The following is a 13217-nucleotide window of genomic DNA, read 5'->3' as shown; positions in this document are numbered from 1 at the left end:
AATTTATTTATCCGCGCCCATCGTCTAGCGGTTAGGACATCGCCCTTTCACGGCGGTAACCGGGGTTCGATTCCCCGTGGGCGTGCCAGATTTGGTTAAAGCTTTGCTGTTTTAGCAAGGCTTTAGTTTTTGAACCATCTTGAATAACCGCCATCTTGAATACCTAGGGCAGGCAGCAACTGACTTGTTTCTTTCTACGTTACCATACAAAACTTTTCAGTATTATTTCTTGCTCCTATTCCAATCAAAAGGTCGTCTGAAAACCATTTTCAGACGACCTTTCCTTATTTATTGAAATAAAACATCAAGCCTGTTTATTCCAACGTTCGATGGATTCTTCAATTACTTTTTTTGCTTCTTCCACATCGCCCCAAGATTCGACTTTGGTTGTACCTGCTTTTTTCAGGTCTTTGTAGTGGTTGAAGTGGAACTCGATTTGCCTGATCAGCTGCTGCGGCAAATCGGCAAGGGTTTTGTAGGCGTTGCCGTTGTTGCGGTCGTCGGCGGGGACGCAGACGATTTTGTCGTCCACTTCGCCGTCATCGACAAACTTCATCACACCGATGACACGCGCTTCCAAGAAGATGCCTGTCGCCAAGGGCTGTTCGGTAACCAGCAATACGTCCAATTCGTCGCCGTCTTCGTCCAAGGTTTGCGGGATGAAGCCGTAGTTGGTCGGTTTGGCGAAAATCGCGGGTTCGACGCGGTCAAGTTGGAATGCGCCGAGGCGGCGGTTCCATTCGATTTTGTGGTTGCTGCCGGCGGGAATTTCGTTGACGACGTTGATGATACCTGCGTCCACATCGCCCGGAGTCAAGATTTTATTGAAGTCTGCCATTTGGTTTCCTTTATTTTACGGAAGTTTGAACGGCGGAAGTATAGCAAACAAAAGACTCACTGAAAATGCGCAAAAAGGTCGTCTGAAAACGCAATTCCTTCTTTCAGACGACCTTTAAGCAATCAGGCCAGTTCTATTTCCCCAACCTTTTTCCCAATGCCAAAATCGCCCTTTTGTTCGACGGGGAGAACACTTTTTCCGCCGCTCCCTCTATGCCGAACCATCCGTAAGCGACGTGTTCGTCGGGTTGCAAAATAATAGCCGAATCGCGCGGGATTTCGGCGGAAAAGATGTGTTCGCGGTTTTCAAACACTCCTTTCGGATAGCGGTGCCGCCAGTGGTGGTAGATTTCGTAAACCGTGCTCTCGTACCAGTTGCAGAGTTGCCCGTCCGCAAGGCGGATGCCGGTTTCCTCCCAAACTTCGCGTTTGGCGGTTTCCTCTATGGTCTCGTCCGGCTCGATGCTGCCGGTTACCGACTGCCAAAAACCTGGAGGCGAAGTGCGTTCGATTAAAAGGATATGGCCGTCGGCATCATGCAGGACAACCAGTGCGGACACGGGATACTTCAAAGGCTTTGCCATCAATCGTCTCCGCCGGAATCCATCGCAGGATCGGATTTGGTATCGCTGCGCGCCTGCATCCCCGCCTTAATCATGGCGATACTGCTCGGCTCCAGTTCTTCATTCAAGATGCGGATTTCGCGCTGCGGATAAGGAAATTCGATGCCGTGTTCGTTAAACTGCCGCCAAATATCCAGAAAAATCGCCGATTGCAGCGCGGCAAAGCCGTTTTCAGGATCTTTTACCCAATATGTCACGCGCAAATCAATACCGTTGTCGCCGAAATTGGTAACTACTGCCAAAGGTACAGGATTTTCTGATACGCGGGATTGTACGGCGGCGGCGCTTTTTATGATTTCCAAAGCTTTAATCAAGTCGGAATGATAGGCGACCTGTATATTGAATGCCTGCTGTAATTCGCGGCTGGTGTACGATTCGTTAACCACCATTGAAGTAACGAATGTCTCGTTCGGAATCAGCGCCTCCGTGCCGTTTGCATTGCGCAACACGACAAAACGCGAGGTAATTTTGGTGACATAGCCGGTAAAGTTATTGACCGTCAGACGGTCGTTCATGCGGATCGAGCGGTCGCCCAAAATGATGAAACCCGAAATGTAGTTGCTCGCCACTTTTTGCAGACCGAAACCGATACCGACACCCAATGCACCGCCGAACACCGACAATACGGTCAAATCAATCCCCACCAGCGGCAGCGCAATCAAGACCGCCAAAACCATCATCATCGTTTTGATAATTTTGGACAAAATCATGGTCAGATTGGTGTCCAAGCTGCTTTTATCCAAACGTTCGCCGATAAAGCGCGCCAGCCACGATGCGCCTATCATCAGCAGTCCAACCCACAAAATCCCGTTCAAAATCATCAGAAGGCTGAGTCTGCCCGAGCCGACCGAGAAACTGATGGCGTCCAGCATCTCTAAAATCTTATCGTCCAAGCCCGAGAGCCAAAGCACGAAGCCTACCCACAAAACCATGGAGACCGATTTCTCCAACCAATCGGTCAGCCTGTTCTGCGGCAAAGCGGCATTAACAACCGCCACGCTCACCCGAATCAGAATCATCCAGCGCGCCGCCAAAATCAGCAGATGCAGCCATACCGCTCGAAACTCCGTCAGGTTGCAGATAAACAAAGCCGCCGCACCGAAAATCATCATCAGCACCGGCCACAAAATCCGTCTGCCGATATGCCGCAATAGCGCGAAGTTACCTTGTTCTGCAAAGAAATAACGGCTTTTGAGTCGGTTTGACAGCCAATACGTCGCCGCCATCAGCATCAACACGCCGATCAGCTCAATCCAGCCCGAAACCTGTCCGAAATTGCGCTCCACCAAACTCGACGTAAACGCCTGACGCGCAAACAATTCATGCAAAATATTATCCATCAGCCCTATTTTTTCATTAAAAATAAAAAGCTGTAATTATATAGCAGCCGAAAAATTCCGCCACATCCGTTTGCCATTTGAATGTCTTCTGAAAAATATCGCTGATTCAAATCAGATGTGAAATATTCCTCCTGCACGTCCTGCCTGACGCCAAACAAATTCAAAGCGGCTTCAAACAGATAGCCGAAACCGTCAGGCTTCACTCTTGCCAAAGCCGGACAAGAAAACTATAATCCGAAACTTATCGAGTCGGAGTGTGGCGCAGTCTGGTAGCGCACTTGCATGGGGTGCAAGGGGTCGAAGGTTCGAATCCTTTCACTCCGACCAAAAATTCGACAGCCCGGTCATTTTTGACCGGGCTGTTTTTTGTCTTTGCCTATCTCAAATTTTATATAGTGGATTAACTATAAACCGGTACGGCGTTGCCTCGCCTTAGCTCAAAGAGAACAATTCTCTAAGGTGCTGAAGCACCAAGTGAATCGGTTCCGTACTATCTGTACTGTCTGCGGCTTCGTCGCCCTGTCCTGATTTAAATTTAATCCACTATAAATGAAAAGGCAGAAAAGACGGCAACCGCCGTACAGGAAACCTATAACGGAGTAGGGGTGGATTGCTGCTTGGGATGATTGTCGTGTTGTCAATTTGTCTGATAAAAAGGTCGTCTGAAAACCTCGAATCAAGGTTTTCAGACGACCTCTTGCCGTTTTCAGTTAATCAATCCTCCGCCTTCGGCTCGGGAACGTCAAACACCTGACGCAGGTAGGCGAGGAAGGTGTTGTTGGTAGTCATGGTTTTGCCCGGAGAGTCGGAGAGTTTGGCGACGGACTGACCGTTGCACTCGACGAGTTTCAAAACGATGTTCAGCGGGGTATGGCCCATGTCGTTGGTGAGGTTGGTACCGATACCGAAGCTGGTTTTGAAACGGTCTTTGAAATATTGGTGCAATGCCCACGAGCGTTCGATGTCCAGACCGTCGGAGAAGGTCAGCATTTTGGTGCGGCTGTCGATTTTGAGTTTTTTGTAGTGGGCGTGCGCTTTGTCGCCCCATACATAGGGGTCGCCGCTGTCGTGACGCAGACCGTCGAAGAGCTTGGCGAAATAGAGGTCGAAGTCGCGCAGGAAGGCGTCCATGCCGACCACGTCGGTTAATGCGATACCGAGGTCACCGCGGTATTCGTGTACCCAGCTTTCGAGGGCGGCTTTTTGGAAATTGCGCAGGCGCACGTCGAGGGCTTGGAAAGCTTGGAGGAACTCGTGCGCCATCGTGCCGATGGGGGTGATGCCGATTTTTTTGGCAAGATAAACGTTGCTGGTACCGCGCACGATGTCGGGGGCGGCTTCAAGCAGGGTGCGGATGACGTGTTCCTGCCAGTCGAGGGTGTAGCGGCGGCGGGTGCCGAAGTCGGAAATGAGGAATGGCGGATCGTCGGGATTTTGCGCGGCGGAGATTTCTTTAAGGCGTTGCGCTTTGGCTTGGAGGCGGCGTTCGCCTTCTTCAATGACGGCGGGAGTTTCGAGACGGCGGAAGTAGAGTTCGTTGACGATGGCGAGGATGAAGATTTCAAAGAACATCGCCTGAATCATGGGGCCTTCGATGCGGATGTTCAGACGACCTTCATTGTCGGGGCTGACTTTGACGAAGCGGCGTTGGAGTTGGAAGAGTTCGAGATAGTCGACAAAGTCGCTTTTGATGAAGCGCAGGCTGCGCAGGTAGTCGAGTTCGTAGTGGGTGAAGCGCAGTTGGCAGAGTGCGTCGAGCTCTCGTTCCAAGTCGCTTTGGATGTCGGCAAGCGGGTAAACCATGTCTTTGTTGCGACAGCGGAACTCATAAAGGCTGTGGGTTTGGGGGAATTGGTGCAGTATCACCTGAAGCATGGTGAACTTGTACAGGTCGGTGTCGAGCAGGGAGCGGATAACGGGCGTTTGAGGTGCGGTCATGGCTTTTCTCTCGTTCAGCGTAAATGTAAAGCATTATTAGAACACGGTTAGACGGGCGGGTGTTACTTTTTTTGGTTGGAGAAGCGTTGAAAAGGTCGTCTGAAATCTTTCAGACGACCTTTGTTTTGTGATTTAAGCCTTATGTTTTTTCTTGAGCGCGGCGTTCAGGATGCACCCTAAAATAAAGCCGACGGTTGCGGGCAGCAGCCAGCCCAGTCCGACGTTGTAAAGCGGCAGTGCGCCGTTGATGGCAGAGAACCAGCTTTCCCCCGCCTGTTGTCCGAGATAAGCGGGGAAAATCAGATTGCCCGCACCGAAAAACAAAGCGAACAACATCAAACCGACCGCCCACAGCGAGGCTTTACGGTTGAACGGGGAAACACTGTTCATAAATTCGTACCTGTTTGTTTATAGTGGATTAACTTTAAACCGGTACGGCGTTGCCTTAGCTCAAAGAGAACGATTCTCTAAGGTGCTGAAGCACCAAGTGAATCGGTTCCGTACTATCTGTACTGTCTGTGGCTTCGTCGCCTTGTCCTAATTTAAAGTCAATCCACTATATAAAGGGCAGTTGATGGAAATGGGTATGGGTTTGCCAAGCGTGAAATCATCATGCCGTTTCGCCTTCAACGTCGGCGGCGGGGTCGTCTGAAATGCCCTCTTCCGCTTCCGGGCGTTCTAAATTTTCCTGTTTCAGGCTGATTTCGATTTCGCCGTAGCTGTCCGGCTGGACGATGCGGACCAAACCTTCTTTGGCAAGCTCCAAGAGCGCGATGAAATTGACGACCACATACGCCGCGCCCTGCTCCGGTTTGAACAAATCGCTGAATTTGCATATCCCGCTCTCGTTCAGACGACGTAAAACCGCCGTCATCTGCGCGCGCACGGAAATGGTTTCCTGAATCACTTCATGGCTGCGCGTATGTTTCGCCCGCGACAAAATGCCCAGCCACGCCTGCGTCAAATCGGCGACATACACCTCCGGCAGCTTCGCTTCGACCGCGATTTCCAACGGCAGATACGCCCAAGCAAAATCCCGTCCCGCGCGCGGCAACGCATCCAAACCCTGCGCCGCCAGCTTCATCTGTTCGTAAGCCAAAAGGCGGCGCACCAGCTCGGCACGCGGGTCCGCCTCTTCATCCTCGACCTCTTCGGGACGCGGCAGCAGCAGGCGCGATTTGATTTCAATCAGCATCGCCGCCATCAAAAGATATTCCGCCGCCAAATCAAACTGATACGCTTCCATTTGGGCGATATAGTGCAGATATTGCTCGGTAATCTTCACCATCGGAATATCGAGAACGTCGATATTCTGTTTGCGGATAAGGTAAAGCAGCAAATCCAACGGCCCTTGGAAGCTGCTTAAGACAACCTTCAACGCATCGGGCGGAATAAACAAATCCTGCGGCAAATCGGTTACGGGTTGGCCGAATACCCACGCGACAGTGTGTTCAGACGACGTTGCCGCAGCGGAAGAGATAAGGTGTTCTGAAGGCATGATTAGAGGAGCTTTTTCTTATTAGGTTTGATGGGTGGTTAATCAATAACGGGGTCGTCTGAAAACGCAGCGGGCTTCGCCCAAACGAGTGCGGCAAAACAAAAATCAGCCTTTTTTGCGTTGGCTTTTCAAAGAAGCGATGGCAATGGCAAGCGTTTGCGCCGACGCCATGCCCAGCAGCGGCAAAACGGCGAAAAACGAACCGATCAGTACCGTAACGGCATCACGGGAAAACACAAAGCCATCGCGCACCAGCATCGCAATTATCCAAGCCAATAGCAGCAGCCACTCGCAGCCGACCAAAAACCAAATCATCCCGACCGAGCAGCGTTTGCGCCACTTCATGATGGCAGCGTGCAAAAGGCTGAATATCGGAACGGACAGGAAAGGATAAAGGAAATTGGTAAACGGCCGCTGAGAGCCGTCCTGAAAACACAAATAATCTCCCGACTGCATGTCGCATCCCATTTCGCCAAACATCGGATCGACGGCATACATCAACACGCCGAACCACACCGCATAAATCAAGCTGGCGATAAAATAGGTTTTAAAAAATCGGTTCCTCTCACTTCCGTCCCGCAATATGTTCTACCGCCGCCTGCGCACAATACAGCCCAAACGAAGCCGTCACCAGCATACTCGCCCCATAGCCCGCGCAGGACAGCCCTTGCGGCGCAGTATCGGTCGAACACGCTTCGCCCGATTGCGGCGGCGTAATGTTTTCAGTCGAGAACACACACGGCACGCGCATTTTTTCTTTGGTATCGCGGCTGAAGCCGTAGCGTTTGCGCAAGGTGTAGCGCAGGTTGGCAAGCAGCGGGTCGTGGGTAACGCGGCTCAAATCGGCGGTTTGAATCAACGCCGGATTTTTCTGTCCACCCGCGCCGCCGCTCAGGATAAACGGCTGTTTGTGTTGCACAAAATAAGCCGCCATCGCCGCCTTGACGCGCACTTGGTCTATCGCGTCGATCACAAAGTCGAAAGGTCGTCTGAAAAGCGTTTCCAGATTGTCTTCCGTCACAAAATCCTCGATTTCCTCCACTTCGCATTTCGGATTGATTTGGGCAATGCGTTCGCGCAACGCCGTTACCTTCGCCTTGCCGAAATCGTCGGTCAGCGCATGAAGCTGGCGGTTGACATTGGACTCGGCGACGTTGTCCAAATCAATCAAGGTCAAACGACCGATGCCCGTCCGCGCCAAAGCCTCCACCGCCCAAGAGCCTACCCCGCCCACGCCGACCACGCAGACGTGCGCGCGCGAAAACCGCGCCAGTGCTTCATCTCCATAGAGTCTGGCAATACCGCCGAAACGGCGCGAAGGAAGAAAAACGGTGTCGTTCATACCCAACCTTGTGATATATCAATAAATGAATGAAAATCAACGCAAAACGCTGCGGACGAATGCGACACATATTATACTGGAAAGCAGACGGACTGTTTCAGCAGCCCGAAAGAGTCTATAATCGTTTCATATCTGACCCCTCCCAACCGCATCCAACAAAGTGCCGCCTGCGGCGCAAAAAGGAGATTGAACTATGTACAAACATCTGGTTGTAGCCGTTGACGGCAGCGAAACTTCCCTCAACGCCCTGAAACACGCCGCCGAGTTGGCAAGCGTCAACAACGCCCGCCTGACTTTGGTACACGTCGCCAACCCCGCCGAATACATGGCGCTCGCCCCCGAATTCCTGCAACACGAAAGCTACGAGGCCGCCGCCGTCGCCCAAGGCAACGAAGTCTTGGACTTCGCTGAAAAAACCGCCCGCGAAAACGGCGTGGAAAACATTGTCAAACACCTGCTGGTCGCCAACAAAGGCGCACGCGAAATGGCGCAGGATTTGGTCGATTACGCCGATGAAAACGGCGCCGACCTGCTGGTACTCGGCACACACGGCCGCACCGGCCTGATGCACCTCCTGATGGGCAGCTTCGCCGAAACCGTTATGCGCCAAAGCCACCTGCCGCTTCTGATTATCCGCAGCAAAGCGGAAGAAGCGTAAGGGGCTGCCCTACTGAAGAGGGTCGTCTGAAATCTCAAACTAAGATTTTCAGACGACCTTCTTTCATCTTATTTCAAATAGGTTTTACGAATTATTGATTATAATCATGAACTTCGTAATATCATTCACCTATACCAATAAATAACTTCTTCCCCAAACCAAACCCATAACAAAAAGGTCGTCTGAAAACCAAAATCCGGTTTTCAGACGACCTTTGTTTTGATTGGGCTTACTTAGGTGCAGCCAAGATGCCGGTCAGATTCAATAGGAACAATACCGTAAATCCGGTCAGGTAAATCAAGCCGAGGATGGCGAGGAAGTTCATGCCTGCCGTCAGCTTGTGGCGTTCGTCGCCTTTAACGAGGCGGTAGTTCAGCCAAGCGAACACGGGAGCGGCAACGAAGGCGGTAATCATGGCGAATTTGAGCAGCTCTGCCATCGCGCTGTTGAACCAGAAAATCACTGCCAAGCCCGTACCTGCGACCCAAACGTTCCAGGCAAAGAGTTCGACGTTGCCCGTTTTGTCTTTGCTGCGCAGCAGGCGCACCGGCTCGGCAATCGCGCGCGCGTAGCCGTCCACTACGGTAATCGTTGTACCGTACATGCAGGCGAAGGCGATGAATGCGACCATCGGACGCGACCAGTCGCCGATGGTGACGGCGTACATATTAATCAGTTGACCGACGTATTTTCCGCCCGCCATTTGCACTGCCTCCCCGTTGCCGTACTGCACATACGCGCCCAAGGCGAGGAAGACGACCGCCAACACTGCGCTGGTGATGTAGCCGACGTTGAAATCGAAAATACCGTCGCGGTAGCTGGAAGGATTGATGCGTTGTTTTTCCGTTACCCACAACGAGTTGATCGCTGAAATTTCAATCGGTGCAGGCATCCAACCCATCAGCGCGATGAGGAAGCCCAAGCCTGCCAGTGTCCATGGGGTAGGCTCGATAAAGTCGGGTTTCATCTGCATGCCGCGCGACATGGCGATGGCAGCGGCGGCAACTGTGGCAATCGTCAGGCTGACGATGATGATTTTGGAAACGTTGTCCAAGGCTTTGTAGCGTCCGCTCGCCAAGATAATCAGGCAGGAAGCCATAATCAGCGCGGAGATTGCGCCGACATTCAGCGTCAGCGAAGGAATCGCCATTTTGACAATGGCGGCGGTCACGATGGCGACCGCACCCGCGTTAATCGTTGCCGAGATAACGCACAAAATCAGGAATACCCACAAATAAACGCGGCTTTTCTCTGCATAGCCTTCAATCAGGCTTTTGCCCGTATCCAGCGTGTAATGCGCGCTGAAACGGAAAAACGGATATTTGAAGAGGTTGGTCAAAATGATAATCAACGCAAGCTGCCAGCCGTAAAGCGCGCCCGCCTGCGTCGAGGCAATCAGGTGCGAACCGCCGACCGCCGCCGAGGCCATCATGATTCCGGGCCCCAGCGCGTTGATTTTGCTTTTCCAAGTCGAAGCGTGTGTAAGTTGTTCAGACATCTATTCTCTCCGTCTTTTTCAGACGACCTTCACAAAAAAAATCATATTTTAACGTAAATCAAGAGATTATCTAACAGACATTTTGGATATTTCATGCCGGAACATCTTAAAAATAAGCTGTACCGAATCGAAAATCTCCAATCATCAGCATTTTATGGTCGGGGAACTTTTTTAAACGACCTTGTATCGCTTTTTATATTAAATCCGAACTGAGACCGAAAAACAACACTATCATCTGTATATGATTTAAAGCTGCGTATTGGAAAAAAGCTTTCCGGCTTGTACAACAGCCTTTTTCAATAATCTAAATATCTGAATGTTATAGATAAAAAAATAAATTTAATAATTTCATTAAGATAAATTTTCAACTTATTGGATTTTTTCAACCAGAATAACCCTTCCCGAAAATTTCTTAGTACAGCTTTGCATATCAGCATATTGTATATTTTTTGCGAAGGGATAAAATATGCTCTGCTTTCAAAGCAAAGATGGCGCCGGGTAGTCCACGCCACACATCAATCTTTTTTATGGAGTAATACCAGATGAAATTCTTATCTGCCGCTATTGTAGCCGTACTGACCGCCGGTGTTTCCATGACTGCCGCTGCCGCTCCTGCCGGCTACGTTCCTTACAAATGCGACAACGGTAAAAAACTGAATGTCGTTTACGAATTTGACCGCAGTGGCAAAGCAGTAGGCGCGTCCGCAAATGCAGCCGGCAAAGTAATCAGCCTGCGCGTTGATAAAAGCCACTCTGACAGCACCGGTACAACCTTCACCAACAAACGCGGTTTTTCTATGTCTGCGGGTTACATCGACCGCAACACCCACACAACCTCTGAAGTTGTGGGTGTAACCGACTCACGCAACCGCTTCATCGTGAAAAACTGCGAACCCGTCAACATCGACCGTTAATAACGGAACGATTTGAGATTTAAAACAGGTCGTCTGAAACCTAAAAAAGGTTTCAGACGACCTTTCGTTTTATCTGTCCTTTCAAAATCTCCCAATCCGATTTCAGCTACTTATCCGATCGTGTAAAATAAGCAAATTTCGGATGGATTCAGCACAGTCGGCGTATCGTCAAGCTAAGCTTTTTTGAGTTTTAAATTTAATGGATGAGAACATTATTATTCTGTAACGATAAAATTAAAAACATCATGACGCCCTATAACACTTTGAACATCAAAATAAGAGAACATATCTCATAAGCAATTAAAAGCAATTAAAATAGACCATCAATCGTCTGAACGACAACCATACCTGGCCGAAACCCTGCACCTTGGCTATACTCTTTCAGACGACCTTTCCGCACCTTCATCATGGAACAACCTGATTTCTTCCCCATCCCCAGCCCCTGCATCGGCGTATGCGAAGCCAACGAAAAAGGCTATTGCAAAGGTTGCCTGCGCAGCCGCGAAGAGAGATTGTATTGGCAGCAGATGACGGACGATCAAAAACACCAAGTCATGCGCCTGCTGCATATGCGCAAAACCAAAATCCGCAACAAAAAACTCGATTTGCTGAGACAACAGGAAGAACGGGAAGAAATACAGCAGGACAATTTGTTTGACGACAACTTTGTCCCGGAAACTTAAAACGAGAAAGAGGTTCCCCTTCTCTTTCACAATAAAAGGTCGTCTGAACCCAAGCAGTAGATTTTGGTTTGCTTTTAGGTTTTCAGACGACCTTTCCCGCCTTAAAATACATCCCCTCAAATACAACTATACCCCGTCCACACACCATGCCCGTCAAAATCCAAACCCGCCCCGTCAACCAAAACGTCCTCGATGATTTGCTCACCGCCGGCGCCGACCCTTTAATCGCCCGCCTGTGCGCCTCGCGCGACGTGCAGAGTCCCGCCGAATTGGACGACAAACTCGCCGGCCTTCTGCCTTATCAATCGCTGACGAATTGCGAAGCCGCCGCCCGCCGTATAGCGGATGCCATCGAGCGCAATGAAAAAATCCTGATTGTCGCCGACTACGATGCCGACGGCGCGACCGCGTGTTCCGTCGGCATGAGCGGCTTGGCGGCGATGGGCGCGGCGGTGGATTTCCTCGTACCCAACCGCTTCGAACACGGCTACGGCTTGACGCCCGAACTCGCCGAAATCGCCGCCGCGCAAGGCGTGGATTTGTTGATTACGGTCGATAACGGCATTGCCAGCATCGCAGGCGTGGCGCGGGCGCAGGAATTGGGTTTGGACGTGATCGTAACTGACCACCACCTGCCCGCTGAAACCGTACCCGACTGCATCATCGTCAATCCGAACCAAAAAGGCTGCGGCTTCCCAAGTAAAAGTCTGGCGGGCGTGGGTGTGATTTTTTATGTATTGATGGCGCTGCGTGCCGAATTGCGCCGCCGCGATTATTTTTCAGACGGCCTTAAAGAGCCGAATCTGGGCGAACTTTTGGATTTGGTCGCACTCGGCACCGTCGCCGATGTCGTTCCCCTCGACCACAACAACCGTATCCTCGTGTCGCAAGGTTTGAAACGGATGCGTTCCGGCAAAATGCGGCCCGGCATCCGCGCCCTGTTTGAAGTGGCGCGGCGCGACTGGCGCAAAGCTCAGCCTTTCGATATGGGTTTTGCACTGGGGCCGCGCATCAACGCCGCCGGACGGCTGGACGATATGTCGGTCGGCATCGCCTGCCTGTTGGCGCGCGACGATGCAGAAGCGCAGACATTGGCGGCGCAGTTAAACGACCTCAACATCGAACGCCGCGAAATCGAGCAGTCCATGCTGCAAGACGCGTTGAACGCCTTTCCCGAAACCCTGCCTTCAGGTCAGACGACCCTGGTCGCCTACCGCGACGATTTTCATCAAGGCGTGGTCGGCATCGTCGCCAGCCGCCTCAAAGACCGCTTCTACCGCCCGACCATCGTGTTCGCTCCGGCGGACAACGGCGAAGTGCGCGGTTCTGGGCGTTCCATTCCCAACCTGCACCTGCGCGACGCTTTGGACTTGGTGTCCAAGCGCCACCCCGATTTGATTTTGAAATTCGGCGGACACGCGATGGCGGCGGGCTTGAGTATACTCGAACACAACATTCCCGCGTTTCAGACGGCCTTTGAAGAAGCCGTGCGCGAAATGGTGTGCGAAGACGACTTGTCGCAAACTTTTATCACCGACGGCAGCTTGAAAGCCTGCGACATCACGTTGGAACAGGCGCAAAACCTCGCCCGCCATGTTTGGGGACAAGGCTTCGCGCCGCCGAGCTTTACCGACGAATTTCACGTCATCCGCCAACAGCCTTTGGGCGCGGAGGGCAAACACAAAAAAGTCTGGCTGCAAAAAGACGGCTACGAATTTGAAGCCATGTTCTGGCGGTGTAGCGAAGACATCCCCGAATACATCCGTACGGTTTACCGCCCCGTGGCAAACGAATGGCGCAATCAGATGGAATTGCAGCTTTACATCGATTACTGGGAAGCTGCTTAAGGCTTGCGAAAGATAAAAGGTCGTCTGAAACCGAAAATC

The 13217-nt window shown here is 51.5% G+C and carries 12 protein-coding genes, 2 tRNA genes and 1 pseudogene; 6 read left to right on the top strand and 9 right to left on the bottom strand.

Annotation, left to right across the window (positions count from 1 at the left end):
* Positions 1-13: 13 nt before the first annotated feature.
* Positions 14-88: transfer RNA gene (locus RSJ68_01565), tRNA-Glu, on the top strand.
* A 216-nt stretch (positions 89-304) separates the two neighbouring features.
* Here the strand turns inward: RSJ68_01565 and RSJ68_01560 are convergent.
* From RSJ68_01560 to RSJ68_01550, 3 genes are all read right to left on the bottom strand, one after another.
* Positions 305-838, bottom strand: coding sequence for an inorganic diphosphatase (locus tag RSJ68_01560; GenBank protein ID WNU97478.1), 534 nt, complete (start codon positions 836-838; stop codon positions 305-307).
* A 133-nt stretch (positions 839-971) separates the two neighbouring features.
* Positions 972-1421 carry a dihydroneopterin triphosphate diphosphatase gene (gene nudB, locus RSJ68_01555; protein ID WNU97477.1) on the bottom strand — a complete coding sequence of 150 codons (450 nt, stop codon included), beginning with the start codon at positions 1419-1421 and terminating at the stop codon, positions 972-974.
* On the bottom strand, positions 1421-2800 hold the full coding sequence (locus RSJ68_01550) for a mechanosensitive ion channel (protein ID WNU97476.1): 1380 nt from the start codon (positions 2798-2800) through the stop codon (positions 1421-1423). The genes nudB and RSJ68_01550 overlap by 1 nt, the downstream gene beginning before the upstream one ends.
* 250 nt (positions 2801-3050) lie before the next feature.
* Between RSJ68_01550 and RSJ68_01545 the strand changes: the two genes are divergently transcribed.
* Positions 3051-3127 (top strand) — tRNA-Pro (locus RSJ68_01545).
* 387 nt (positions 3128-3514) lie between these two features.
* On the opposite strand, the gene pncB is transcribed toward RSJ68_01545, so the two are convergent.
* The 5 genes and pseudogenes from pncB to RSJ68_01520 form a co-directional block, all read right to left on the bottom strand.
* The gene (gene pncB / locus RSJ68_01540) at positions 3515-4738 is read right to left on the bottom strand and encodes a nicotinate phosphoribosyltransferase (GenBank protein WNU97475.1); all 1224 of its coding nucleotides are present in this window, start codon (positions 4736-4738) and stop codon (positions 3515-3517) included.
* 240 nt (positions 4739-4978) lie between these two features.
* Positions 4979-5128, bottom strand: a pseudogene (locus RSJ68_01535) (branched-chain amino acid transport system II carrier protein).
* Positions 5129-5348: 220 nt separating this feature from the next.
* Positions 5349-6236 carry a ScpA family protein gene (locus RSJ68_01530; protein ID WNU97474.1) on the bottom strand — a complete coding sequence of 296 codons (888 nt, stop codon included), beginning with the start codon at positions 6234-6236 and terminating at the stop codon, positions 5349-5351.
* Positions 6237-6341: 105 nt separating this feature from the next.
* The gene (locus RSJ68_01525; GenBank protein WNU97473.1) at positions 6342-6764 is read right to left on the bottom strand and encodes a hypothetical protein; all 423 of its coding nucleotides are present in this window, start codon (positions 6762-6764) and stop codon (positions 6342-6344) included.
* 37 nt (positions 6765-6801) lie between these two features.
* On the bottom strand, positions 6802-7578 hold the full coding sequence (locus RSJ68_01520) for a tRNA threonylcarbamoyladenosine dehydratase (protein WNU97472.1): 777 nt from the start codon (positions 7576-7578) through the stop codon (positions 6802-6804).
* A 193-nt stretch (positions 7579-7771) separates the two neighbouring features.
* Here RSJ68_01520 and RSJ68_01515 point away from each other — a divergent pair, with 193 nt between their 5' ends.
* Positions 7772-8236, top strand: coding sequence for a universal stress protein (locus RSJ68_01515; GenBank protein WNU97471.1), 465 nt, complete (start codon positions 7772-7774; stop codon positions 8234-8236).
* A gap of 229 nt (positions 8237-8465) precedes the next feature.
* On the opposite strand, the gene RSJ68_01510 is transcribed toward RSJ68_01515, so the two are convergent.
* Positions 8466-9734: an Nramp family divalent metal transporter gene (locus RSJ68_01510; GenBank protein ID WNU97470.1), complete on the bottom strand. Its 1269-nt coding sequence runs from the start codon at positions 9732-9734 to the stop codon at positions 8466-8468.
* A 542-nt stretch (positions 9735-10276) separates the two neighbouring features.
* Between RSJ68_01510 and RSJ68_01505 the strand changes: the two genes are divergently transcribed.
* From RSJ68_01505 to recJ, 3 genes are all read left to right on the top strand, one after another.
* Positions 10277-10648: an adhesin gene (locus tag RSJ68_01505; protein WNU97469.1), complete on the top strand. Its 372-nt coding sequence runs from the start codon at positions 10277-10279 to the stop codon at positions 10646-10648.
* Between the two features lie 407 nt (positions 10649-11055).
* Positions 11056-11331 (top strand): DUF1289 domain-containing protein, encoded by a 276-nt coding sequence (locus RSJ68_01500; GenBank protein WNU97468.1) that lies wholly within the window; start codon positions 11056-11058, stop codon positions 11329-11331.
* A 146-nt stretch (positions 11332-11477) separates the two neighbouring features.
* Positions 11478-13178: a single-stranded-DNA-specific exonuclease RecJ gene (recJ, locus tag RSJ68_01495; GenBank protein ID WNU97467.1), complete on the top strand. Its 1701-nt coding sequence runs from the start codon at positions 11478-11480 to the stop codon at positions 13176-13178.
* Positions 13179-13217: the final 39 nt, after the last annotated feature.

The sequence above is a fragment of the Neisseria sp. DTU_2020_1000833_1_SI_GRL_NUU_006 genome (assembly GCA_032388755.1).
Classification (GTDB): Bacteria; Pseudomonadota; Gammaproteobacteria; order Burkholderiales; family Neisseriaceae; genus Neisseria; species Neisseria sicca_C.
Note: the sequence above shows the minus strand (reverse complement) of the source record. Positions and strands in the feature narration are given on the sequence as shown.

Excerpts from the sequence above, each read along its gene's own strand:
- RSJ68_01550 (WNU97476.1), bottom strand. The coding sequence starts at position 2,800 with ATGGATAATATTTTGCATGAATTGTTTGCGCGTCAGGCGTTTACGTCG.
- RSJ68_01520 (WNU97472.1), bottom strand. The coding sequence starts at position 7,578 with ATGAACGACACCGTTTTTCTTCCTTCGCGCCGTTTCGGCGGTATTGCC.
- RSJ68_01510 (WNU97470.1), bottom strand. The coding sequence starts at position 9,734 with ATGTCTGAACAACTTACACACGCTTCGACTTGGAAAAGCAAAATCAAC.
- RSJ68_01530 (WNU97474.1), bottom strand. The coding sequence starts at position 6,236 with ATGCCTTCAGAACACCTTATCTCTTCCGCTGCGGCAACGTCGTCTGAA.
- RSJ68_01515 (WNU97471.1), top strand. The coding sequence starts at position 7,772 with ATGTACAAACATCTGGTTGTAGCCGTTGACGGCAGCGAAACTTCCCTC.
- RSJ68_01500 (WNU97468.1), top strand. The coding sequence starts at position 11,056 with ATGGAACAACCTGATTTCTTCCCCATCCCCAGCCCCTGCATCGGCGTA.
- pncB (WNU97475.1), bottom strand. The coding sequence starts at position 4,738 with ATGACCGCACCTCAAACGCCCGTTATCCGCTCCCTGCTCGACACCGAC.
- RSJ68_01505 (WNU97469.1), top strand. The coding sequence starts at position 10,277 with ATGAAATTCTTATCTGCCGCTATTGTAGCCGTACTGACCGCCGGTGTT.
- recJ (WNU97467.1), top strand. The coding sequence starts at position 11,478 with ATGCCCGTCAAAATCCAAACCCGCCCCGTCAACCAAAACGTCCTCGAT.
- nudB (WNU97477.1), bottom strand. The coding sequence starts at position 1,421 with ATGGCAAAGCCTTTGAAGTATCCCGTGTCCGCACTGGTTGTCCTGCAT.
- RSJ68_01560 (WNU97478.1), bottom strand. The coding sequence starts at position 838 with ATGGCAGACTTCAATAAAATCTTGACTCCGGGCGATGTGGACGCAGGT.